Source organism: Streptomyces sp. NPDC001020 (assembly GCF_053599115.1).
On record NZ_JBSFLQ010000001.1, the window covers coordinates 333707 to 356026 of the forward strand.

At 69.8% G+C, this 22320-nt stretch carries 18 protein-coding genes and 3 pseudogenes; 15 read left to right on the forward strand and 6 right to left on the reverse strand.

The features are described 5' to 3' along the window. Nucleotides 1-205 precede the first annotated feature (205 nt). Nucleotides 206-2482: an SF1B family DNA helicase RecD2 gene (gene recD2, locus ACWDEX_RS01470; protein ID WP_450461066.1), complete on the reverse strand. Its 2277-nt coding sequence runs from the start codon at nt 2480-2482 to the stop codon at nt 206-208. Between the two features lie 253 nt (nt 2483-2735). Between recD2 and ACWDEX_RS01475 the strand changes: the two genes are divergently transcribed. The 5 genes and pseudogenes from ACWDEX_RS01475 to rbsD all read left to right on the forward strand — a co-directional run bounded on the left by ACWDEX_RS01475 (nt 2736) and on the right by rbsD (nt 8722). Next, nucleotides 2736-3782: a LacI family DNA-binding transcriptional regulator gene (locus ACWDEX_RS01475; protein ID WP_450461067.1), complete on the forward strand. Its 1047-nt coding sequence runs from the start codon at nt 2736-2738 to the stop codon at nt 3780-3782. Continuing rightward, the gene (locus ACWDEX_RS01480) at nt 3779-5317 is read left to right on the forward strand and encodes a sugar ABC transporter ATP-binding protein (protein ID WP_450461068.1); all 1539 of its coding nucleotides are present in this window, start codon (nt 3779-3781) and stop codon (nt 5315-5317) included. Before ACWDEX_RS01475 ends, ACWDEX_RS01480 begins: the two co-directional genes overlap by 4 nt. Beyond that, nucleotides 5307-7273: pseudogene (locus ACWDEX_RS01485) on the forward strand (ABC transporter permease/substrate-binding protein). Before ACWDEX_RS01480 ends, ACWDEX_RS01485 begins: the two are co-directional and overlap by 11 nt. 163 nt (nt 7274-7436) lie before the next feature. Continuing rightward, nucleotides 7437-8336 carry a ribokinase gene (locus ACWDEX_RS01490; protein ID WP_450461069.1) on the forward strand — a complete coding sequence of 300 codons (900 nt, stop codon included), beginning with the start codon at nt 7437-7439 and terminating at the stop codon, nt 8334-8336. Then, on the forward strand, nt 8333-8722 hold the full coding sequence (gene rbsD, locus ACWDEX_RS01495; protein WP_450461070.1) for a D-ribose pyranase: 390 nt from the start codon (nt 8333-8335) through the stop codon (nt 8720-8722). The genes ACWDEX_RS01490 and rbsD overlap by 4 nt, the downstream gene beginning before the upstream one ends. 130 nt (nt 8723-8852) lie before the next feature. On the opposite strand, the gene ACWDEX_RS01500 is transcribed toward rbsD, so the two are convergent. Beyond that, nucleotides 8853-9563, reverse strand: coding sequence for a hypothetical protein (locus tag ACWDEX_RS01500; RefSeq protein WP_450461071.1), 711 nt, complete (start codon nt 9561-9563; stop codon nt 8853-8855). A gap of 361 nt (nt 9564-9924) precedes the next feature. Here ACWDEX_RS01500 and ACWDEX_RS01505 point away from each other — a divergent pair, with 361 nt between their 5' ends. Continuing rightward, entirely contained in the window at nt 9925-10695 is a 771-nt protein-coding gene (locus ACWDEX_RS01505; RefSeq protein WP_450461072.1) for an HAD hydrolase family protein, read from the forward strand. Nucleotides 10696-10712: 17 nt separating this feature from the next. Here ACWDEX_RS01505 and ACWDEX_RS01510 read toward each other — a convergent pair. Further along, nucleotides 10713-11168: pseudogene (locus tag ACWDEX_RS01510) on the reverse strand (amidohydrolase family protein); the annotation flags it as partial. A 37-nt stretch (nt 11169-11205) separates the two neighbouring features. Here ACWDEX_RS01510 and ACWDEX_RS01515 point away from each other — a divergent pair. Both ACWDEX_RS01515 and ACWDEX_RS01520 read left to right on the forward strand, forming a co-directional pair. Next, nucleotides 11206-11445, forward strand: a pseudogene (locus ACWDEX_RS01515) (MarR family transcriptional regulator); the annotation flags it as partial. A gap of 97 nt (nt 11446-11542) precedes the next feature. Beyond that, a complete protein-coding gene (locus tag ACWDEX_RS01520; protein WP_450461073.1) occupies nt 11543-11785 on the forward strand; it encodes a hypothetical protein in 243 nt (80 codons plus the stop codon). 407 nt (nt 11786-12192) lie between these two features. Here ACWDEX_RS01520 and ACWDEX_RS01525 read toward each other — a convergent pair whose 3' ends face one another. Further along, complete coding sequence (locus ACWDEX_RS01525; protein ID WP_450461074.1) at nt 12193-12519, reverse strand: hypothetical protein; 327 nt, start codon at nt 12517-12519, stop codon at nt 12193-12195. A 121-nt stretch (nt 12520-12640) separates the two neighbouring features. Between ACWDEX_RS01525 and ACWDEX_RS01530 the strand changes: the two genes are divergently transcribed. The 5 genes from ACWDEX_RS01530 to ACWDEX_RS01550 all read left to right on the forward strand — a co-directional run bounded on the left by ACWDEX_RS01530 (nt 12641) and on the right by ACWDEX_RS01550 (nt 16475). Next, nucleotides 12641-13465, forward strand: coding sequence for a helix-turn-helix domain-containing protein (locus ACWDEX_RS01530; RefSeq protein WP_450461075.1), 825 nt, complete (start codon nt 12641-12643; stop codon nt 13463-13465). Further along, nucleotides 13452-13676, forward strand: coding sequence for a DUF397 domain-containing protein (locus ACWDEX_RS01535; RefSeq protein ID WP_450461076.1), 225 nt, complete (start codon nt 13452-13454; stop codon nt 13674-13676). The genes ACWDEX_RS01530 and ACWDEX_RS01535 overlap by 14 nt, the downstream gene beginning before the upstream one ends. Nucleotides 13677-13744: 68 nt before the next feature. Continuing rightward, complete coding sequence (locus ACWDEX_RS01540) at nt 13745-14545, forward strand: sugar phosphate isomerase/epimerase family protein (RefSeq protein WP_450461077.1); 801 nt, start codon at nt 13745-13747, stop codon at nt 14543-14545. A gap of 65 nt (nt 14546-14610) precedes the next feature. After that, nucleotides 14611-15207, forward strand: coding sequence for a TetR/AcrR family transcriptional regulator (locus tag ACWDEX_RS01545; protein WP_450461078.1), 597 nt, complete (start codon nt 14611-14613; stop codon nt 15205-15207). 77 nt (nt 15208-15284) lie between these two features. Then, nucleotides 15285-16475, forward strand: coding sequence for an MFS transporter (locus tag ACWDEX_RS01550; RefSeq protein WP_450461079.1), 1191 nt, complete (start codon nt 15285-15287; stop codon nt 16473-16475). Between the two features lie 165 nt (nt 16476-16640). On the opposite strand, the gene ACWDEX_RS01555 is transcribed toward ACWDEX_RS01550, so the two are convergent. Beyond that, nucleotides 16641-17594, reverse strand: coding sequence for an EamA family transporter (locus ACWDEX_RS01555; RefSeq protein WP_450461080.1), 954 nt, complete (start codon nt 17592-17594; stop codon nt 16641-16643). Nucleotides 17595-17682: 88 nt separating this feature from the next. Here ACWDEX_RS01555 and ACWDEX_RS01560 point away from each other — a divergent pair, with 88 nt between their 5' ends. Together ACWDEX_RS01560 and ACWDEX_RS01565 are read left to right on the forward strand one after the other, a co-directional pair. Continuing rightward, nucleotides 17683-18600 carry a LysR family transcriptional regulator gene (locus tag ACWDEX_RS01560; protein ID WP_450461081.1) on the forward strand — a complete coding sequence of 306 codons (918 nt, stop codon included), beginning with the start codon at nt 17683-17685 and terminating at the stop codon, nt 18598-18600. A gap of 327 nt (nt 18601-18927) precedes the next feature. After that, on the forward strand, nt 18928-20754 hold the full coding sequence (locus tag ACWDEX_RS01565; RefSeq protein WP_450461082.1) for a glycoside hydrolase family 3 protein: 1827 nt from the start codon (nt 18928-18930) through the stop codon (nt 20752-20754). Between the two features lie 53 nt (nt 20755-20807). Here ACWDEX_RS01565 and ACWDEX_RS01570 read toward each other — a convergent pair whose 3' ends face one another. Beyond that, the gene (locus ACWDEX_RS01570) at nt 20808-22232 is read right to left on the reverse strand and encodes a S28 family serine protease (protein WP_450461083.1); all 1425 of its coding nucleotides are present in this window, start codon (nt 22230-22232) and stop codon (nt 20808-20810) included. Nucleotides 22233-22320 lie beyond the last annotated feature (88 nt).

Below are 22320 nucleotides of genomic sequence, written 5' to 3' on the forward strand. Positions count from 1 at the left end.
GCCCTGACTGTCTCTACCATCCCCCATTTGGCGCAGGAGAGTGCACTCGGGGTCGACCATTGGGCTCATTGGCGGCACTGAGTGCCGCCAACCTGCTCATCCTGCCCCCCGCCGCCCGGTTCCGGAAGTGCTGTGTGACCTTTCCGACTCATTTGATCGATCATTTTTTTCGATGCCCTGCCGAGAGGGGTCGCCGAGGGGCGGTTCAGCCTTCGAGGGGCCGGGGCGAGAGCCTGAAATCCAGGGCCGTGCAGCGCCGTCCCGCCGACATCGTGCGCACCGCCTGGCCGATCGCCCTGCGCGAGCCGACGAGGACGACCAGCTTCTTGGCGCGGGTGACCGCCGTGTAGAGCAGATTGCGCTGGAGCATCATCCACGCACCGGTGGTGACCGGGATCACCACGGCCGGATACTCACTGCCCTGCGAGCGGTGGATGGTCACCGCGTACGCGTGCGCCAGCTCGTCCAGTTCGTCGAATTCGTACACGACCTCCTCGTCCTCGTCCGTCAGCACCGTCAGGCGCTGGTCGTCCGGGTTGAGCGAGGTGACAACGCCGACGGTGCCGTTGAAGACACCGTTCTCACCCTTCTCGTAATTGTTGCGGATCTGGGTGACCTTGTCGCCGACACGGAAGACGCGCCCACCGAACCGCTTCTCCGGCAGGTCGGGGCGGGCGGGGGTGATCGCCTGCTGGAGCAGGCCGTTGAGCGTGCCCGCGCCGGCGGGCCCCCGGTGCATGGGCGCGAGCACCTGCACGTCCCGGCGCGGGTCGAGGCCGAACCGGGCCGGGATCCGCCGCGCCGCCACGTCCACCGTGAGCCGGCCGGCCGCCTCGGTGTCGTCCTCGACGAAGAGGAAGAAGTCCTTGAGGCCGTCGGTGAGCGGGTGCTGTCCGGAGTTGATGCGGTGCGCGTTTTTGACCACGCCGGACTGCTGGGCCTGGCGGAAGACCCGAGTGAGGCGGACGGCGGGGATGGGGCTCCCGTCGGCGAGGAGGTCCCTGAGGACCTCCCCCGCGCCGACACTCGGCAACTGGTCGACGTCGCCGACGAAGAGCAGGTGGGCGCCTGGCGCCACGGCCTTCACCAGCTTGTTGGCGAGCAGCAGGTCGAGCATCGACGCCTCGTCGACGACGACCAGGTCGGCGTCGAGCGGACGGTCCCGGTCGTAGGCCGCGTCGCCGCCCGGCTTCAGCTCCAGCAGCCGGTGCACGGTGGAGGCCTCGGCGCCCGTCAGCTCGGACAGCCGTTTGGCCGCCCGTCCGGTGGGCGCGGCGAGTACGACCTTGGCCCGCTTGGCCCGGGCCAGCTCGACCACGGACCGCACGGTGAAGGACTTGCCGCAGCCGGGCCCTCCGGTCAGGACGGCCACCTTCTCGGTCAACGCCAGCCGTACGGCCTCTTCCTGCTCGGGTGCCAGGTCGGCGCCCGTACGCCCCTTGAGCCAGCCGAGCGCCTTGTCCCAGGCCACGTCCCGGAAGACGGGCATCCGGTCCTCGTCCGTGCGCAGGAGGCGCAGGAGCTGGGCGGAGAGGGAGAGTTCGGCACGGTGGAAGGGGACGAGGTAGACGGCCGTGACGGGGTCGCCGCCGTCGGGGGCGGGCACCTTCTCCCGTACGACACCGGGGTCGGAGTCGTCCTCCGGGGGCGCCGCCAGTTCGGCCAGGCACTCGATGACGAGTCCGGTGTCCACCTGGAGGAGCTTGACCGCGTCCGCGATGAGCTGTTCCTCGGGGAGGTAGCAGTTGCCCTGGTCGGCGGACTGCGACAGGGCGTACTGGAGGCCGGCCTTGACGCGCTCCGGGCTGTCGTGCGGGATGCCGACGGACTGGGCGATCCGGTCGGCGGTGAGGAAGCCGATGCCCCAGACATCGGCGGCGAGGCGGTAGGGCTGGTTCTTGACGACGGAGATGGAGGCGTCGCCGTACTTCTTGTAGATGCGCACGGCGATGGATGTGGAGACCTGGACCGTCTGCAGGAAGAGCATGACCTCCTTGATCGCCTTCTGCTCCTCCCAGGCCTCGGCGATCTTCTTGGTCCGCTTCGGGCCGAGGCCGGGGACCTCGATGAGCCGCTTGGGCTCGTCCTCGATGATCGCCAGGGTATCCAGCCCGAAGTGCTGGGTGATGCGGTCGGCGAAGACGGGGCCGATGCCCTTGACGAGGCCGGAGCCGAGATAGCGGCGGATGCCCTGGACCGTGGCCGGGAGGACGGTCGTGTAGTTCTCCACCGTGAACTGCTTGCCGTACTGGGGGTGGGAGCCCCAGCGCCCCTCCATCCGCAGCGACTCCCCCACCTGGGCACCGAGGAGGGCGCCGACGACGGTGAGCAGATCGCCCGCGCCGCGGCCGGTGTCGACCCGGGCGACCGTGTATCCGTTCTCCTCGTTGGCGTAGGTGATCCGCTCGAGCACGCCCTCCAGCACGGCACACTGCCGCTCGCCGCCGCCCTGCTGCCCCGCCCGACTCGCCTCCCTGTGCATGATCCGACGCTACCGCCGGGGGCCGACAGCCGGGGACGGGTGGGCGAACACGCCTACCGGATCCGCTCGGTCCGGGATCCGTCACTCCAGTCCGCTCATCTGAGCACCACCGGTCACATGAGGTCACAATCAGGTCTCGACCCCCATTTCACCCTTGCTTCACCCCCGTGTAATCGATTCCAATCCTTCGTATGTGCCGTGTAAACGATTCCACGGCCTGCGCGAACGGACTCACAAGGAGGTGGTTCCGGCGATGGCGAGCATCAAGGACGTTGCCGCCGAGGCGGGCGTATCCGTCGCCACGGTGTCGCGCGTTCTCAACGACCACCCGTCGGTCAGCGCCGACGCGCGCACCCGCGTACTGGCCGCCGTCGAGGCGCTGGGCTACCGCCCGAACGCCGTCGCCCGGTCCCTGCGCACCGACCAGACCCGCACCCTCGGCCTGGTCATCAGCGACGTACTGAACCCGTACTTCGCGCATCTGGCCCGCTCCGTCGAGGAGGAGGCCCGCGCGCTCGGCTACAGCGTGATCATCGGCAACGCCGACGAGCGGCCCGACCTCCAGGACCACCATGTGCGGACCCTGCTGGACCGGCGGATCGACGGACTGCTCGTCTCCCCCACCGACGGCGGGTCGCCGCTCATGCTGGACGCCGCACGGGCCGGCACCCCCATGGTGTTCGTCGACCGGTGGATCGCGGGCGTCGACGTCCCCGTCGTGCGCGCCGACGGACGGGCCGCCGTCCACGATCTCGTCGCCCACCTGTACGCGCTCGGTCACCGACGGCTCGCGATCATCGCGGGCCCGGCGGCGACCACGACCGGCAGCGAACGCGTGGAGGCGTTCCGCGTGGCCATGGGCGAGTACGGGCTTCCCCTCCCGGACGCCTACACAGGGCAGGGCGACTTCCAGGTGGAGAGCGGTCGCCGGGCCACCGAACGGTTCCTCGACCTGGCCGAGCCGCCCGAGGTGGTGTTCGCCGCCGACAACCTGATGGCGCTCGGCGCACTGGACGCCATCCACGCGCGCGGCCTGAGGGTTCCGGACGACATCGCGCTCGCCGCGTTCGACGACATTCCGTGGTTCGTGCACACCGACCCGCCGATCACCGCGATCGCCCAGCCGACCGCCGAGTTGGGGCGGGCCGCCGTCCGCGCGCTCGTCGACCGCGTCGAAGGACGGCCTCCGCAGTCCGTCACCCTCCCCGCTCGTCTTGTCGTACGCCGCTCGTGCGGCGAGCCGGCCGCTGCGCAGGCCCCCGCCGCGCAGCCCTCCCCCCTGCAAAGGAGCAAGTCGTGAGCAACCCGGACGAGTTGCTGCGCATCGAAGGCATACGCAAGACCTTTCCTGGCGTGGTGGCGCTCGACAGCGTCGACTTCGACCTGCGCCGGGGCGAGGTGCACGTGCTGCTCGGTGAGAACGGCGCGGGCAAGAGCACTCTCATCAAGATGCTCTCCGGCGCCTACCGCCCCGACTCCGGCCGGATCGTGGTCGGCGGCGAGGAGGTGCGCATCCATGGTGCGCAGGACTCCGAGCGCCTCGGGATCGCCACGATCTACCAGGAGTTCAACCTCGTTCCCGACCTGTCCGTCGCCGAGAACATCTTCCTGGGCCGCCAGCCGCGCCGCTTCGGCCTCATCGACCGCAAGCGGATGAACGCCGACGCGGCCGAACTCCTCGCCCGCGTCGGTGTCGATGTCGACCCGCGCACCCCGGTGCGCGAACTGGGCATCGCCCGGCTCCAGATGGTCGAGATCGCCAAGGCGCTGAGCCTTGACGCCCGCGTCCTGATCATGGACGAGCCCACCGCCGTACTGACCACCGAAGAGGTCGACAAGCTCTTCCGGATCGTGCGGAAACTGCGTGACGACGGCGTCGGCATCGTCTTCATCACCCACCACCTGGAGGAGATCGCCGCCCTCGGCGACCGCGTCACCGTCCTGCGTGACGGCCGCAGCGTCGACCAGGTACCGGCGAGCACCCCCGAGGACGAGCTCGTGCGGCTCATGGTCGGCCGGAGCATCGACCAGCAGTACCCGCGCGAACGCGGGGACGCCGGGGCGCCGTTGCTCAAGGTCCGCGGACTCACCCGGGCCGGCACCTTCCACGACATCGACTTCGAGGTACGGGCCGGCGAGGTCGTCGGCCTGGCGGGCCTTGTCGGCGCCGGCCGTACCGAGGTCGTACGCGCCGTCTTCGGTGCCGATCCGTACGACTCCGGCACCGTCGAGGTGCAGGGCAGCCCGCTCCGCCCGCACGACGTCAACGCGGCCATGGACGCCGGGATCGGCCTGGTCCCCGAGGACCGCAAGGGTCAGGGCCTGGTGCTCGACGCCACCGTGCAGGAGAACCTCGGCCTGGTCACGCTGGGCCGCTCCACCCGCGCCGGTTTCGTCGACCGGGCCGGGCAGCGGCGGGCTGCCGACCGGATCTCCGGGCAGCTCAAGGTCCGTATGGCCGGACTGCACCAGCACGTACGGACACTGTCCGGCGGCAACCAGCAGAAGGTCGTCATCGGCAAGTGGCTGCTGGCCGACACCAAGGTGCTGATCCTCGACGAGCCGACCCGCGGCATCGACGTGGGCGCCAAGGTCGAGATCTACCAGCTGATCAACGAACTGACCGCCTCCGGTCACGCCGTTCTGATGATCTCCAGTGATCTCCCCGAGGTACTGGGTATGAGCGACCGCGTCCTGGTCATGTCCCAGGGCCGGATCGCGGGCGAACTCGCCGCGCAGGAAGCGACGCAGGACGCCGTCATGGCGCTGGCCGTCAGCGCCGCCGCAACAACGAACACAGCAGCAAAGGATGTGGAGGTCTCCCGTGGCCACTGACACGCTCAAGAGCAGTACGGACACGGGCGCTGCCCCCGCACTGCGCCGCATACTCCTCAACAACGGGGCCCTCACCGCCCTGGTCGCCCTGGTCGTGGCGATGTCGCTCCTGTCCGGCGACTTCCTGACCACCCAGAACCTCCTCAACGTCGGCGTCCAGGCGGCCGTCACCGCGATCCTGGCCTTCGGCGTCACCTTCGTGATCGTCTCGGCCGGCATCGACCTGTCGGTCGGCTCGGTCGCCGCGCTCTCCGCCACCGTCCTGGCCTGGACCGCCACCAACCAGGGCCTGCCGGTCTGGATCGCGGTCCTGCTCGCCATCGGCACCGGCATCGCCTGCGGCCTGGTCAGCGGCGCGCTCATCTCCTTCGGCAAGCTGCCGCCCTTCATCGCGACCCTCGCCATGCTGTCGATCGGCCGCGGCCTCGCCCTGGTGATCTCGCAGGGCAGCCCGATCGCGTTCCCCGACTCGGTGTCCAAGCTGGGCACCACCATCGGCGGCTGGTTGCCGGTGCCGGTCCTGGTGATGATCGCGATGGGCCTGATCACCGCCGTGGTGCTGAACCGTACGTACGCCGGCCGCACCATGTACGCGATCGGCGGCAACGAGGAAGCCGCCCGGCTCTCCGGTATCCGCGTCAAGCGCCAGAAGCTGGTCATCTACGCCCTGGCCGGTGGCTTCGCGGCCGTGGCGGGCATCGTCCTCGCCTCCCGGCTGGCCTCGGCGCAGCCGCAGGCGGCGTACGGATACGAACTCGACGCCATCGCCGCGGTGGTCATCGGCGGCGCCAGCCTCTCCGGTGGTGTCGGCAAGGCGTCAGGCACTCTCATCGGTGCGCTGATCCTCGCGGTGCTCCGCAACGGCCTCAACCTGCTCTCCGTCTCGGCCTTCTGGCAGCAGGTGGTCATCGGCGTCGTCATCGCGCTCGCCGTCCTGGTGGACACGCTTCGCCGCCGCGCGTAGCAGCCCTCGTCACTCCGTTCTCCCATCCCCACGGAATCAACCCCCATCCGCAAGGAAGAACCATGCGCACCAAGCAGATCTCCATCGCCGTAGCCGCCGTCGCCACGCTCGCCCTCACCGCCACCGCCTGCAACTCCGGGTCCGACTCCTCCGACATGAAGGTGGGCCTGTCGGTCTCCACCCTCAACAACCCCTTCTTCGTACAGCTGAAGCAGGGCGCCCAGGCGGAGGCCAAGAAGGAGGGCGTCTCCCTCACCGTCACCGACGCCCAGAACGACGCCTCGCAGCAGGGCAACCAGATCCAGAACTTCACCAGCCAGAACGTGAAGTCGATCATCATCAACCCGGTGGACTCCGACGCCGCGGGCCCGTCCGTCAAGGCCGCCAACAACGCGAACATCCCGGTCGTCGCCGCCGACCGCACGGTCAACAAGGCCGATGTCGCCGCCACCGTCGCCTCGGACAACGTCGAGGGCGGCAAGCTCGCCGCCAAGACGATCGCCGAGGCGCTCGGCGGCAAGGGCACCATCCTGGTCCTCCAGGGCGTCACCGGCACCTCGGCCGCCAACGAGCGCGGCAAGGGCTTCACCGAGGGTCTGAAGGCCTACCCGGGCATCAAGGTCGTCGCCTCGCAGCCGGCCGACTTCGACCGCACCAAGGGTCTGGACGTCACGACCAACATGCTGCAGGCCCACCCCGGCGTGAACGGCGTCTTCGCGCAGAACGACGAGATGGCGCTCGGCGCGATCAAGGCCCTGGGCAGCAAGGCCGGCAAGTCGGTCAAGGTCGTCGGCTTCGACGGCACGCCGGACGGCCTGACGGCGGTCAAGGACGGCTCGCTGCTCGCCTCGGTGGCGCAGCAGCCGAAGCTGCTGGGCAAGCTGGCCGTGGAGAACGCCGTCAAGGCCGCCAAGGGCGAGAAGATCGACGCCACGGTCAAGGTCCCGGTCAAGGTCGTCACCAAGGGCAACGTCGCCGAGTTCGCCGGCTGACGTCGCGTCCGTCCGGTCGCCACGGCCGCGGGTCGCGCCCTACGCGCAGCTCGCGGCCGTGGCCCCGGCTTCGACCGCTGGAGGGATCCGCGGGGCCCGGTGACAGGGAACCTTGGGGTCCGTTGATCCATGGGGTCCGTTGGGATCCGTAGGGAGACAGTTCATGTACGACTACGACCTCCTGGTCGTGGGATCGGCCAACGCCGACCTGGTGATCGGGGTCGAGCGACGGCCCGCGGCCGGGGAGACCGTGCTCGGCTCCGACCTGGTCGTCCACCCGGGCGGCAAGGGCGCGAACCAGGCGGTGGCCGCAGCGCGCCTCGGTGCCCGTACTGCGCTGCTGGCCCGGGTCGGCGACGACGCGCACGGCCGGCTGCTGCTGGACGCGCAGCGCGAGGCCGGCGTCGACAGCGTGGGGGTCCTGGTCGGCGGGGCGCCCACCGGGGTGGCGCTGATCACGGTGGACCCGTCCGGGGACAACAGCATCGTGGTGTCGCCGGGAGCCAACGGACGACTCGCTCCGGAGGACGTCCGGGCCGCGGTCGGCCTGCTGCACGCCTCCCGGGTGGTCTCGGCGCAGCTGGAGATCCCGCTGGAGACGGTCGTGGAGGTCGTACGGAACCTGCCGTCCGGCACCCGCTTCGTACTGAACCCGTCGCCGCCGAGGCCGCTGCCCGACGAGATGCTGGCGGCGTGCGACCCGCTGATCGTGAACGAGCACGAGGCGCGGGTCATCGCGGGCGGCGAGCTGGGCGGCTCGCCCGAGGACTGGGCGAAGGCGCTGCTGGCCCTCGGTCCCCGCTCGGTCGTGGTGACCCTGGGCGCCGAAGGCGCGCTGGTGGCGACCGGCGAGACCATGACCCGGGTGCCGTCCGTGAAGGTCGACGCGGTCGACACGACGGGTGCGGGCGACGCGTTCACGGCGGCGCTGGCATGGCAGTTGGGCACGGGCGCGTCGCTGCCCGAGGCGGCCGCGTACGCGGCACGGGTGGGCGCGGTGGCGGTCACGCGGCCCGGCGCCCAGGAGTCCTACCCGACCGCAAAGGAGGTCGCGGCACTGTGAAGAAGGCCGGAATTCTGAATCGTCATCTGGCGGGTGCGCTCGCCGAGTTGGGGCACGGGGACGGCGTGCTGGTGTGCGACGCGGGCATGCCGATCCCGGCGGGCCCGCGGGTGGTGGACCTGGCGTTCCGCGCCGGGGTGCCGTCCTTCGCCGAGGTCCTGGACGGTCTGCTGGACGAACTGGTGGTGGAGGGCGCGACGGCGGCGCACGAGGTCCGGGGCGCGAACCCGGAGGCGTCCGCGCTGCTGGAGCGCCACTTCCCGAACCTGGAGCTGGTCGCGCACGAGAAGCTGAAGGAGCTGACGGCGGGCGCGCGTCTGGTCGTCCGTACGGGCGAGGCCCGTCCGTACGCGAACGTGCTGCTGCGCTGCGGGGTCTTCTTCTGACACGGCTGGTCGTTGCTGTGCTTCGAGGGGCTCGGTCGGATGGACCGGGCCCCTCGGCGTTTCCTCTCCGCACCGGACGCCGGTGACCCCCGTGGCTCCGCCGGGCTGTGCGCGTCGGCGATCCCGAGTGTCAGTTCTGGTTCACCGGCCACACTGCCGCCGGATCGCAGCGGGCCGGGCACGCCAGCAGGTAGACCTCGTTGCCGAGGAACAGCCAGTAGGTGTCGGCACGGAGGCTGTAAGGCTGCTCTGGTTGGCCCGGGCGGACGGCGAACTCCATCCCCTCCGGCACCTGGCAGAGGTACACCAGATCCGCTCCGCACGCGCACCGGTAGTCCTCCGGATCCTGCGCCCAGGACGGTGTACCCCCCACCTTGAACGCCTGGGCCCCGAGCCCTCGCGCGTCGGGCTCGTCCACGAAGGGCCGCAGCGTCAGCGGCAACGCGCACAGGGACGGTTCGGCTTCGGCGGCCGGTAGCACCGCGTGGCGCTGGAGCAGCACGCGCCAGAACGGGCGCGGGTAAGGCGGTTGCGGAGCGTCCCAGTACCGGGGCACGAGCCGGCCATCGGCCAACTCGGCGTCGGACGCGTCGTTGTGCGCACGGCAGTGGAAGACCAGCAGGTGGTCCCCGCCGAAGGGCCCCAGGCCCGGCGGAATGTCCAACTGGAAGAACAGGGCCATCCGCAGGCCGCAGAAGCACTCGGGCCATTCCTGGGCATCATCGAGGAAAGGCCAGCCACCCACCGAGTTCCGCGCGGGCCGGTCCAACGGCTCGGTCCCGACCTCTATCGCGTGGGCAGGCAGTGCCGCCTGCGTGCCTCTGACATCGCGTTCGAGCATCCGTTCACCCTAGAGGTTCCCTGTGACAGCTGGTCGTGGGCAAGATCGCGTTGGTGTGGCTGTCGCCGCGGTGATCAGGCGGCGGGATGACGGGGCGACCGGCGGGTACTGAGGATGCGGAGGATGTCCACCAGGCCGCCCTCGCCGGACCGCGCGGCTCCCGTACGGTCGAGGCCGGGGCGGAGCACCTGTGGGAGCGACTCAGAGCGCACATGGCAAGACAGCCCAGCTCATCGTCCGAGAAGGCTTCCGCGGCTAGGTTGTGTCTCTTTTGTGCGTCGCGTATCTGCAGGCCCCTGCGGGGAGCCCGCACGCCGCGGACGGTAGGCCGTGTACGTCGTCAGCTCGATACCATCTCGCCGTGATCATTCCCAGCACCCGCACCACGGTCTTCGACATCGACGGCACACTCTGCTTCGACGGACAGACGATCGACGGCCGGATCCTCGCCGCCATCGAGGACTGCGAACGTGCCGGCCACCAGCTTGTCTTCGCCTCTGCCCGGCCCGTCCGCGACCTACTGCCTGTCCTCGACGGGGCCTTCCCTGCCGCCACACTGATCGGTGGGAACGGCAGCCTCGTCTCGGTCGGCGGTCGGGTCCAGCCGCGGGCCGCGTTCGGCGCCAGCGAACTCGACAAGCTGCTCCTCGAGGCCGAGCGGTTCCGGGCGGGCTACCTTGCTGACGGCCCCTGGGACTACGCCTACACCGGGCCTGCCGACCACCCGATCTGCGGCCGTGTCGACCAGGGCCGCCTCGCCCACCGGGTCGAACTCGCCGACCTCCCCGCCGTCGTGAAGTTCCTCGTGGTCGACGCAACCGACATGGCGGCCTTGGCCGAGGCCGGCCGCGCGCTCGGGATGACCGTCAACCACCACCTCGACGAAGCGATCATCGACTTCGCCCCGGGCACCACGAACAAGTGGCAGGCCCTGAGTTCGTTGGGGATCGACCAGTACAACGCCTTCGGTAACGACATCAACGACCTCGACCTGCTGCGCAATGCGCGGCATTCGGTGCGCGTCGGCGCCCACCCGGGCCTGGACGGCGTCTCCTGTGTCACCGTCGCCCCCGACCCGAATGCCGTCGCTGCCGAGATCTCCACGCTGGCCGCAGCGACCCCCGCGGCTTGAGGCTGGTGCCTTCAGCGCAGCCCGGGGTGCCCCTCAACGCTGCCGTCGTCGATCATGAACTTGATGAAGCCGGAACCCCGGGCGAGGAGCTGGGGCACGAAGGCGGCCGCTTCCCCGGGCGTGGCCGAGAACGGCATCAGGGGCATCACCGGGGGAAGGTCCCGCTTCGACCGGAAACCCTCGGGCATCAACTCGCTCGGGTGACCACCGGGCGGTGTGATGGCGAAGCCGGAAGAGCGCACGTCAGCCAGGGTGTCGTCGGCGGCGATGGGTCCCCGGTTCTCCCTTGTGTTCATGCCCTGCATCTCCAGTTCTGTCGTCACCCCGAACCTCAGGGCGAGCGCCAGGGAACCCGGGGCGGAGTGAACACGGGCGTCGATGAGCCCCGGCAGCAGCGTGGCGCCGCTGCCGTCGACGATCTCGCTGCCCTGAGGAGCGTCGCCACCGACACGGGCGATCCGCCCGCCGTCGATACGGTTGCGCCGCCGTGCGCCGGCATCGAGCAACTCCATCGCGGACGGTCTGCTTCGCCGGACGGCGTCCCAGTCCGACGGACGCCGCACCGTGCTCGAACTCACCGAACACGGCGAGGCCGAACGCAACCGCTTCGCCGCCGAACAGCGCAAGGCGTTCGAGGAAATCACCGCCACCTGGTCACCGAAAGAGCGGATCCAGTCCGCACACCTCTTGGCTCAATACGGAGCTGACGCCACCGCGTGGTCCAGGGAACAGGTAGCCGACCGCGACTGAACGAGCGGCGCCCCGACACTGCATCATGGCGTGGAACCCCTCCGTGGTGGGCCACGTCTTCTCTGCAGAAGATCATGGCCATAGGAGAGGACACGAGGTGAGTGACCGCGAGCGGGTCCAGGACACCGAACCCGCGCCCACCGGAGACGCGTCCTGGTGGGCCGGGCTCAGGCTGACCGGAGGAGTGGTCCTCGCTGTGAGCGGGATAGCGCTGCTCTTGTGGCTGATCCTGCACGGAGGCACGGCTGACAACGACTGGTCCCGCTACTACGGGGCCGGCAAGATCCTGGCCATCGGATGCGTCATCGGCGGCACGACACTCCTGGCCCGCCGCCGCTAAGGCGGTGTCCTACGTGAAAAAGACGAGTGCGCCACCCAAGTCCTGCGCGCTCTGGTCGTCCTGACGCACCTAGAGATCAACCCGCTGACGGATGATCTTGTCCGGGAACTCCCGCCTCTGACCAGCACGAGTCCCCCGAGGACCGATCACACCAGCCTTTAAAACGCCGAGCCGTCGGCCCACTGACCTGCACGCCGCTTGATCCAGTCGGCCGCGGCCGCCGGGGTATCGACGGGCTGATCAGCCTGACGCCCCATCTCCGGCTCCGCGAAGGCCGCGACCAAACTGTCGCGGTCCCGCGGCGACCATGGACGCAGAGACAACTGGCCCGGCATCTCTACATACTCACGCACACCACCAGTGTCCCTGGCCGTGGGCGCCGCGGGCGGGGAACTCCCGAGCTACGCTCATGCGTCCCCGTCTGACGCCACGACCAGTCGCTCCAGCCGTGCCCCGCGACTGTCCGCGACTCTCTTGACGTCCCGTAGGGACTCGCTGAGCCGCCGGGCCAGATAGCGCAGCTCCGCCTCGGTCACGCGGTGGTCTGCCAGGAGCTCGTCGGCGTGGCCGAGGAGAGTGCCCGCCATGCCGAGTTGCACGCTCTCGATCTGGTCCGCGAGACGCGAAACGTAGCCTGTCCCGCCACCCATGAGGTAGCAGGGCTTGCCCTCCGGGCTCGTCCAGGGCAGCAGGCGTCCGGCCGTCGGGTGGTCACTGAGTCCGTCTGCCAACATCAGCCTGCTTCCTCCAGGTTGGCGTTCTGTAATGAATCCCTCACAGACTGACGTCGATGGTCGCTACGCTTCCAGCACCTGGGGGTTGACATCGCGCCAGTCAGAACAGGGAGTTGGCCGCATGGACACACGCCGTACGCCTCGAACACCACGCCAGAAGTACGGGGAAGAACTGAGACTGCGGCGGCTGGCGGCGGACCTCACCCAAGAGGAACTGAGCGAACTGATCGTGTGCTCGCCCACGCTGATCAGCCACTACGAGTCGGGGAGGCGGCTTCCGAAGCCCGACGACGCGCGGCGGATCGATCGAGTGCTCAGGGCGGACGGGTTCTTCGAGCGGTGGCTGGAGGACCTGGAGTCGAAGTACAACGACTACTTCGCGGCTGCGGCGGAGCTTGAGCAAGAGGCCACACTGATCCAGCAGTTCGGACTGACACTGGTCCCCGGCGTACTCCAGACCGAGGACTACGCAAGCGCTCTGTTCCGCGCCTACTGGCCGAACTACACGGCTGAGGAGCTTGAAGACTTTCTCGTCAACCGAACAAAACGCCGCCGCATGTTCGAAGGCCCCCGGCAGCCGGTCGTCTGGACGCTGCTCGACGAGTCGGCACTACGGCATTGCGTCGGCGGCCCCGAGGTCATGGCCGGCCAACTACACAAGATCGCACGCATGGCCGAGGCGGGACGGCTGCGGCTCCATGTGCTTGCGCACCGCCTCGGAGCACACGCTCTCCTACAGGGCGACCTCACGCTGATGAGCTTCGAGGACTCCGCCCCGGTGGCCTACGCCGAAGGCTTTCTCACAGGCAACCTGATGGATGATCCGTCGCTGGTGAAGGCCAGCCAGACCGCCTACGCTCTGGCTCTGAGCGACGCGTTGTCGCAACAGGAGTCATTGGCCCTCGTCAGGGCGGCAGCGGAGGATCACGCACATGCTGAGCAATGAATACACCGTTTCCGACGCGTCCACCCTCACGGGGTGGTACAAGTCCAGCTTCAGCGGCGGCACCAACGACAACTGCGTGGAGATCGCTTCCGGCCACGCAGTCGTGCCCGTCCGCGACAGCAAGGCCGCCACGGGCCCGGCCGTGGTCTTCTCGGCGGACGGCTGGACGTCGTTCGTGACCGCCGTCAAAGAGGGACGCATCGGCGACTGACCCGCACGGCACGCCCGAGTCATGAGAAGGGGGCGGAAGGCGCGGGGCGACGGGTAGCGTCCGTGCGCATGAAGCTCGCGTTCTCCACGCTCGGCGTCCCCGGTCTGCCCGTACCGGACGTGGCCTGGCTCGCGGCCACGCACGGCTACCACGGGGTCGAACTGCGCGCGCACCCGGAGGAGCCGGTACACCCGGGCATCACCAGAACCGAACGGGCCGAGGTGGCCGACGCGTTCAGGGAGGCCGGGATCGAGATCCTGGGGCTCGCCGGATACGCGCGTATGGCCGCGCCCGGCGACGACGTACCCGTCCTCGCCCAGGTCCGCGCGCTCCTCGACCTCGCCCATGACGTGGGCGCCCCCTACGTCCGCGTCTTCCCCGGCGGCGGCAGCGAGCAGGGCCCCGAGGAGGCCGACGCCACCGCCGCCCGGCGGCTGGGTGTCGCCGCCGAGTACGCCGCCGACCTCGGCGTACGGATCCTGCTGGAGACCCACGACTCGCACCGCACCGGCGCCGACGCGATCCGCGTGCTGGGCGCGGTCGGCCACCGGAATGTGGGCGCCCTGTGGGACGTGATGCACACCTGGCTGGGTGGCGAGCAGCCGCAGGAGACATACGCGGCCCTGGCCCCGTACCTCGGCTATGTGCAGGTCAAGGACATCGCGTCCGCCGACGACACCACCCCGCTGCCGCTCGGCGCGGGCGTCCTGCCGCTGGCCGAGTGCGTGGAGGTCCTCTCCCGTCACGGCTGGGACGGCTGGCTGTGCTGGGAGTACGAGAAGCGGTGGTACGAGACGGTGATGCCGCTGCCCGAACTGCTCGGGCGGGGGCGGGAACACCTGGAGCGGCTGCTGAACGACTCCGCTTGACCGCGCGCTCGAGCCGTCACTGGATCGTATTGCAACGTTCGATCCAAAACGGCTAGGCTCACATCATGGCCCGACCAAGGATGTTCGACGAAGAACGGGCCCTGAGCGCGGCCATGCGCACGTTCTGGGAGAAGGGCTACGAGGCCACGTCCACCCAGGACCTGTGCGAGGCGACAGGGCTGGGACGCAGCAGCATCTACAACACGTTCAAGAGCAAGCACGACTTGTTCACGCGCGCACTGGCCCACTACATCGACACCACGACGCTCACCCAACTGGCCATCCTGGAGGATGCGCGACTCAGCGGCGCGGACCGCATCCGCGCCCTGCTCGCCGTGATCGTGGAAGGCGAGACGGAGCACCGGGCAGGGGGCCGCAGCCTGGGCTGTCTGACGGTGAACACCACGGTCGAACTGGCCGGCCGGGACGCGCGGACAGCGCGGATACTGGAGCGTGACACCGCTCGCCGACTGGCGTCCCTGCGTGCGGTGATCGAGGAGGGCCGCCGGGACGGCAGCATCACCTCCACCCGGGACTCCGGGGCACTGGCCCGCTTCGTCAACGCGGCCATCGGCGGTATGCGCATCTCGAGCCAGGGTGGCGCGGACCGGGCCACCCTGGAATCGATCGCCGAGGTCACCCTGGACGCCCTGACCCACTGACCCGTACGCCACCCCGTACGGCGTTCACGCATGCCCACGTTTTGAACTGACCGATCCATAACTCAAGGAGTCGAACCGTGCCTCGTGCCGTATACATCCTGGCGCTCGGCATCTTCGCCATGGTGACCAGTGAGTTCGTGGTCGCCGGGCTGATGCCGCAGATGGCTGACGGCCTGGACGTGACCGTCCCGCAGATCGGATACCTCATCACCGCGTTCGCGGTGGCCATGTCGACAGGCGGGCCGTTCCTGACCGTGGCGCTGATGAAGTTCCCACCACGCACGGCCCTGTTGATACTGTTCGTCATTTTCCTGGCCGGCAATGTGCTGGCCGCCACCGCGACGGGCTACGGCCTGATGCTGGCAGCGCGAATTGTCACCGGTGTCGCCTCCCAGGCCTTCTTCGGCGTGGGCATCTCGCTGTGTGCCCAGATCACCCGACCCGAGGTCCGTGGCCGGGCGATCGCCGTCGCGCTGAACGGCCTGATGCTCGGCACCCTGCTCGGTCTGCCGCTCTCCACGCTCGTCGGCGAGCGCTTCGGCTGGCGCGCGGCTTTCTGGACCATCACCCTGATCACGGTGATCGCCGCGCTGGCGACCCTGTTCGGCGTACCCCGCATCGAGCGCGCCGAAGGCGGCGGCAGCTTCCGCAAGGAGGTCGGCGTCTTCAAGAGGCCCAGGCTGTGGCTGGCGCTGTCCACCAGCACCCTGATCATCGGTGCCACCTTCTCCGCCTTCAGTTACTTCAATCCCATCCTCACTGAGGTCACCGGCTTCTCCACCGGCACTGTCCCCTTCCTGCTCATCGCCTACGGTGCCGCGACCGTCGTCGGCAACACCGTCGTGGGCCGCTTCGCCGACCGCTACACCGTCCCCGTACTCGCCGTCGGCCTCGTCCTCAACCTGGCCTTCCTCACCGGCTTCGCCCTCGTCGCCGACCTGCCCGCCCCGGCCGTGGTCTGCATGATGGGCATCGGCCTGGTCGGTGTCACCATGAACCCGGCGATGGCGACCAGGGTCCAACGGGCCGGCAACGCCGGTCCGTTGGTCAACACCGTCCACGCCTCGTTCATCACGCTCGGGGTCGTCCTCGGCTCATCCGTCGGCGCCGTGGTGATCGACACCTGGGGCCTACGCGGCCCGCTGTGGCTCGGCGCGGTCATGGCCTTGGCCGGCTTGCCCACCGTCCTGCCCGACCTCGTCCGCCGTTCCGCCCCCGCGACGAGCCCTGTTTCCGTCCGCCCCGCGGAACAAGCGGAACGGGTGTGACGGCGAACGACGCTTCAACCACCCAGCATCAGAACCGACTTCCTCACCCTGTCCTCCAGTCGAGCACGGCACTCCGGCCACTCCTCCGCCGTGATCGACTAGACCGCGGTGTCCCAGAGGCGGTTCTCGTCCCCCGGCGACCAGGAGCGATCCCGGCCCGCCCGGTTACGGCACGGCCTTCTCCCGAAGGTCGCCGTGCGGCGCGTTGTCGGGTTGCCCCCCGGCCACGGCCGCAGGGCCTCCCGTGACCGTCCGGGCCTTCGCCTTCGCCGGTGCCAACGACGTCAGCGCCACCCCGCCCACCAGCAGCGCCGCCGCGCCCCAGCGCAGCGGGCTCACCGACTCGCCGAGGAACAGTGCCGCGGACGACATGCCGAAGACCGGGACGAGGAGCGAGAAGGGGGCGACCGTGGACGCGGGGTGGCGGCGCAGCAGCCAGCCCCAGGCGCCGAAGCCGAAGACCGTGGTGATCCAGGCGACGTAGAGGATGATGCCCGCGCCCTGCCAGTCGAGACCGCGCAGTGCGGCCAGGTCACGGGAGGGGCCCTCCCGCAGGAGGGAGAGGCCGAGCAGGGGCAGGACCGGCACCGTGCTCACCCACACCATGAAGTTCAGGGAGTCCGGCGGGGACGCCTTGCGGGTGAGGACGTTGGACAGGCCCCAGCAGGCCGCCGCCGCGATCACCAGGGCGAACGCGCCGAGCGGGCCGGCCGTGCCCTCGTCGACGGCCGCGAGCGCCACACCGCCGAGGGCCACCGCCATGCCCAGCACGCGCAGGCGGGTGGGCCGCTCGCCGAGGACCGCGAAAGCGATGAGGGCCGTGAAGACGGCCTGGATCTGCAGCACCAGGGAGGACAGTCCGGCGGGCATGCCCTCGTCCATGCCGATGAACAGCAACCCGAACTTGGCGACGCCCAGCACGAGCCCCACGCTCACGATCCACTTCCAGGCCACCTTGGGGCGGCCGACGAAGAAGACGGCGGGGATGGCCGCGGCCAGGAAACGCAGGGCCGAGAACAGCAGTGGCGGGAAGTGGCCGAGGCCGAGCTCGATGACGGTGAAGTTCACGCCCCAGACGGCGGCGACGAGGACGGCGAGAGTGAGGTGTGCGGGTCGCATGCGTCGAGGATCACGCCCCCTGACCGTGAAGCACCAGCGATGATTGCTGCATGGTTGGATGAAGCATCGCTAATCACAGGAGCTCCGTATGCTCGATCTCCAGCGGCTGCGCGCCCTGCACGCCGTATCCGTCCACGGCACGGTAGGCGCGGCCGCCACCGCGCTCGGGTACACCCCGTCCGCCGTCTCCCAGCAGATCGCCAAACTGGAGCGGGAGACCAGGACCGTGCTGCTCGAGCGGGAGGGACGCGGCGTGCGGCTCACCCCGGAGGCTCATCAACTCGCCTCTACGGCACAGGAGTTGCTGGCACTCGTGGAGCGTGCCGAGACCGAGTTGGAGGAGCGGCGCGGGCTGCCCGCCGGCCGGCTGACCGTGGCCTCGTTCGCCTCGGCCGCGCGCGGGCTGCTGCCTCCCGTCCTCGCTGCCCTCGCCGCCCGTCACCCCGCCCTTGACGCCCGGCTCTCCGAGGTCGACCCGCATCTGTCCGTCGACCTCGTCGCCAAGGGCATGGTCGACCTCGCCGTCGTGCACGACTGGGACATCGCCCCGCTGCCCGCCCCGCCGGGGATCGAGCAGGCGATCATCGGCGAGGACCTGTGCGACCTGCTGGTCCCCGTGGGACATCCCTTCGCGGGCCGCTCCTCCGTGCGGCGCGAGGAGCTGGGTGGCGAGCGGTGGGTGTGCCAGCCGCCGGGCCGGGTCTGCCACGAGTGGCTCGTACGGACCCTGCGGGCCGCAGGCCACACGCCGGACCTCGTCCACCAGGCCGAGGAGAATCCGACCCTGGTCGCGCTCGTCGCCGCCGGGCTCGGCGTCGCCCTCATCCCCCGCCTCGGCCGGGGTCCGCTGCCCGAGAAAGTCGTCGAGGTCCCGCTCGACCCGATGCCCGTACGCCGGCTGTACGCACTGTGGCGCACGGGCGCGGCCCGCCGGCCGGCCATCGCGGAGACCGTACGCACCCTGCAGGAGTTCTGGCCCGAGGCGGCGGCGCACGAACCCCGTTGACCTCACGTTTCCCGACTTCCGGCGGTGGGCCGGTTCCGGGGAACCCGGCGGGGTGCCCGTCCGTCCCATCGCCGAGCTGCCGGATGAGTCTTCGCGCTGCGGTGTCGGCCTCGCTGCTGGCTGCGATCGCTGACCACCCTCTCCGCCGCACGCGGCCGGCAGCACACCGCCATCGGCGCGCCCCCCTCCAACAGCGCCGATGGCGGTCCCCGGCACCCCAGCAGACCCCGACCGGTTACTGCGCAGTGCCTTGACTGGCAGAAACTTTCCGGATATTGGTGGCCCCTCGGAAGTTTCCTTCAGCGATCTCCTCCGGAAGGAGCGCATGTGCACGACTCCGGCACGGGAAGCACCAGACCCCCATCCAGACGTACGGTCCTCGCCGCCACGGCGGGCGTGGCCGCCGCCCTCGCTCTCACCCCCGACACCGCCCTGGCCGCCGGGAACGACGACAAGCGGCTCACGGCCCTCATCTCCCGCATGACGCTCGAAGAGAAGGTCGGCCAGCTCTTCGTGATGCGGGTCTACGGCCATTCGGCCACCGATCCCGACCAGGCCGACATCGACGCCAACCTCAAGGAGATCGGCGTACGGACGGCCGCCGAGCTGATCGCCAAGTACCACGTCGGCGGCATCATCTACTTCGCCTGGGCGCACAACACCCGCAACCCGCACCAGATCGCGGACCTGTCGAACGGCATCCAGCGAGCCTCCCTCGGCCGGCCCCGCGGGCTGCCCGTGCTCATCGCCACGGACCAGGAGCACGGAATAGTGGCGCGCGTGGGCAAGCCCGCCACCCTCTTCCCGGGCGCGATGGCGATCGGCGCGTCGGGTTCCCGCGCCAACGCCCGGACGGTCGGCCGGATCTCCGGTGCCGAACTGCGCGCCCTCGGCATCCTCCAGGACTACGGCACCGACGCCGATGTGAACGTCAACCCGGCCAACCCGGTGATCGGCGTACGGTCCTTCGGCGCCGACCCGGGCGCGGTGGCCGGCCTGGTGGCGGCGGAGGTCTCCGGCTACCAGAACTCGGGCGTCGCGGCGACCGCCAAGCACTTCCCGGGCCACGGCGACACGGCCGTCGACAGCCACTTCGGCTTCCCGGTCATCACGCACAGCCGCGAGGTGTGGGACAAGCTCGACGCGGCGCCCTTCCGGGCGGCGATCCGCGCCGGCATCGACTCGATCATGACCGCGCACATCATGGTCCCCGCGCTCGACGACTCCGGCGACCCGGCGACGCTGTCGCACCCGATCCTCACCGGCATCCTGCGTGAGGAACTGGGCTACGACGGGGTCGTGGTGACGGACTCGCTGGGCATGCAGGGCGTACGCGAGAAGTACGGTGACGACCGGGTGCCCGTGCTCGCCCTCAAGGCCGGCGTCGACCAGTTGCTCAACCCGCCGTCCCTGGACATCGCGTGGAACGCGGTACTGCAGGCCGTGCGGGGCGGTGAGCTGACCGAGGCCCGGCTCGACGAGTCGGTCCTGCGCGTCCTCAGGCTGAAGTCGAAGCTGGGACTGCTGGACCGCCCCTACGTCACCACCGAGGGCGTCGACCGGAACGTCGGCGTCCCCGAGCATCTGCGCGCCGCGGACCGCATCGCGGACGATTCGACCACACTGCTGGTCAACAAGCAGGGCCTGCTGCCGCTGTCACGCCGTACGCATCCCAGGCTGCTGGTCGTCGGGGCGGACCCGGCGTCGCCGTCCGGCACCGACGGACCGCCCACGACCGTACTGGCGAACGCCCTCACCTCTCTGGGCTTCACGGCGACCGCGCTGTCCACCGGTACGGCACCGTCGGCGGCGACGATCGCGAACGCGGTGACGGCCGCGGGGAACGCGGACGCGGTCGTCGTGGGCACGTACAACGTGAGCGCGACCAGCTCCCAGCGGACCCTGGTGAACCGGCTGGTCGCCACCGGGAAACCGGTGATCGCGGTCGCCATCCGGAACCCTTACGACGTGGCTCAACTCCCGGACGTCGCGAGCTGCTTGGCGACCTACTCCTGGACGGACGTCGAACTGCGCGCCGCGGCACGGGTGATCGCCGGGCAGGTGAAACCGCACGGAAGGCTGCCGGTGCCCGTGCAGCGGGCGGACGACCCCGAACAGGTGCTGTATCCCCTCGGGTACGGGCTGTCGTACTAGCGGGCGATGGGCTGTGCCCGGCCGAAGTGAGCACCGACCGGGCACAGTTCAGGTCACGGCCGCAGCGCGGGCTCGCGTTCCATGTCCCGGCGGTCCAGCTTCGCGTCGTACGCCGCGAGCGGCTTCGCCGCCGACGGGTCGGACGTGACCGTCGGGGACGCCACGCCGGCCCAGTCCAGGATGCGGGCCGTGGCCAGGGCCTTCTCCTCGGCCACCAGGCCCGCGACGTTCGCACCGTGGTTCATCCCCGGGGCGGTGAAGACGTAGGAGTCACGGGCGCCGGCGCCGGGCCGGAAGCGTTCCGCGCCCCACGGGTCGTTCTGCCCGTACACGAACAGCATCTGGCTCGCGTGCTGCCTGACCCAGGTGTCGACGTCCCGCATCACCTGCGGCTGGAACGTCATCGGGATGGAGCGCGGCACGTAGTTCCGCGGCGGCTGGTAGCCGTAGCGGAGGTACTTCTTCTCGATGTGCGGGAACTGGATCGTCGGCGCGCCCAGTTGCGTGCCGGCCTGGTAGTAGTACGGCGTGTACGGCTCCAGACCCTGGTCGGCGTAGGCGGAGAAGCCGGAGATCGTGTCGATGGAGTCCCAGATGGCGTCGTCCGTGGCGTTCTTCGCGTCCGCCGGGATCGTGTCGCAGTCCTTCAGCAGGCTGTACTGCCAAAAGCCCCAGACGTAGTCCAGGACGACCGCCTCGTACGCCCGGTCCAGGCTGCCGACGGTGTCGAAGGTGTAGCCGTTCTCGGCCGCGTACGCCTGGTACTTCTTCTCCAGCGGCTCCCGGCGTACCAGCGCCTCGCGCTGCACCGCGTTCAGCCGGTCGCGGCACTCCTTGGTGCCGACCGTCTCGAAGAAGCGGTCGTAGGCGGAGTCCTCCTTGTTGACGACGTCGTTCGGGGCGACGTAGGCGACCACGCCGTCCATGTCGTTCGGGTAGAACCGCTTGTAGTACGTGGCCGTCATCCCGCCCTTGGAGCCGCCCGTCGCGATCCACTTCCGATCGTAGACCGGCTTGAGCGCCTCGTAGATACGGTGCTGGTCACTCGCGGCCTGCCAGATGTCGAGCTTCGACCAGTCTGCCGGGGCCGGACGGGAGGGCGTGAAGTAGCGGTACTCCATGGAGATCTGGTTGCCGTCCACGATCTGGGTCGGCTCACGGCGGCCCGGGTTCGTGGAGACGCTGTAGCCACCGGTGTAGAAGACCGTGGGGCGCGAGACGTCCTTGTGCAGCATGGTGATCCGCTGCTGGAACGTGCCCTGGGACGGATGCCGGTGGTCGATCGGCTGGGTGTAGTTCAGGACGAAGAAGCGATAGCCGGCGTAGGGCTTCTCCTGGATCAGGCTCATGCCCGGGATCGCGAGCAGCCGGTCCTTGATGTCGCTCGGCTCCTGCTGGGCGGCGGTGGCCGCCCCTGCCGTGCTGACGGTGCCTATGAGCACCACGAGCGCCAGCAGCCATCTGAGCGCCTTGCGCATGCAGCCTCCCCTGAGAACGCGGATGTCCGCCGGAACCTAGCGGAGCAACTACCGTCGCACCAGGGGTGATCGGGGAATCATGTCCATA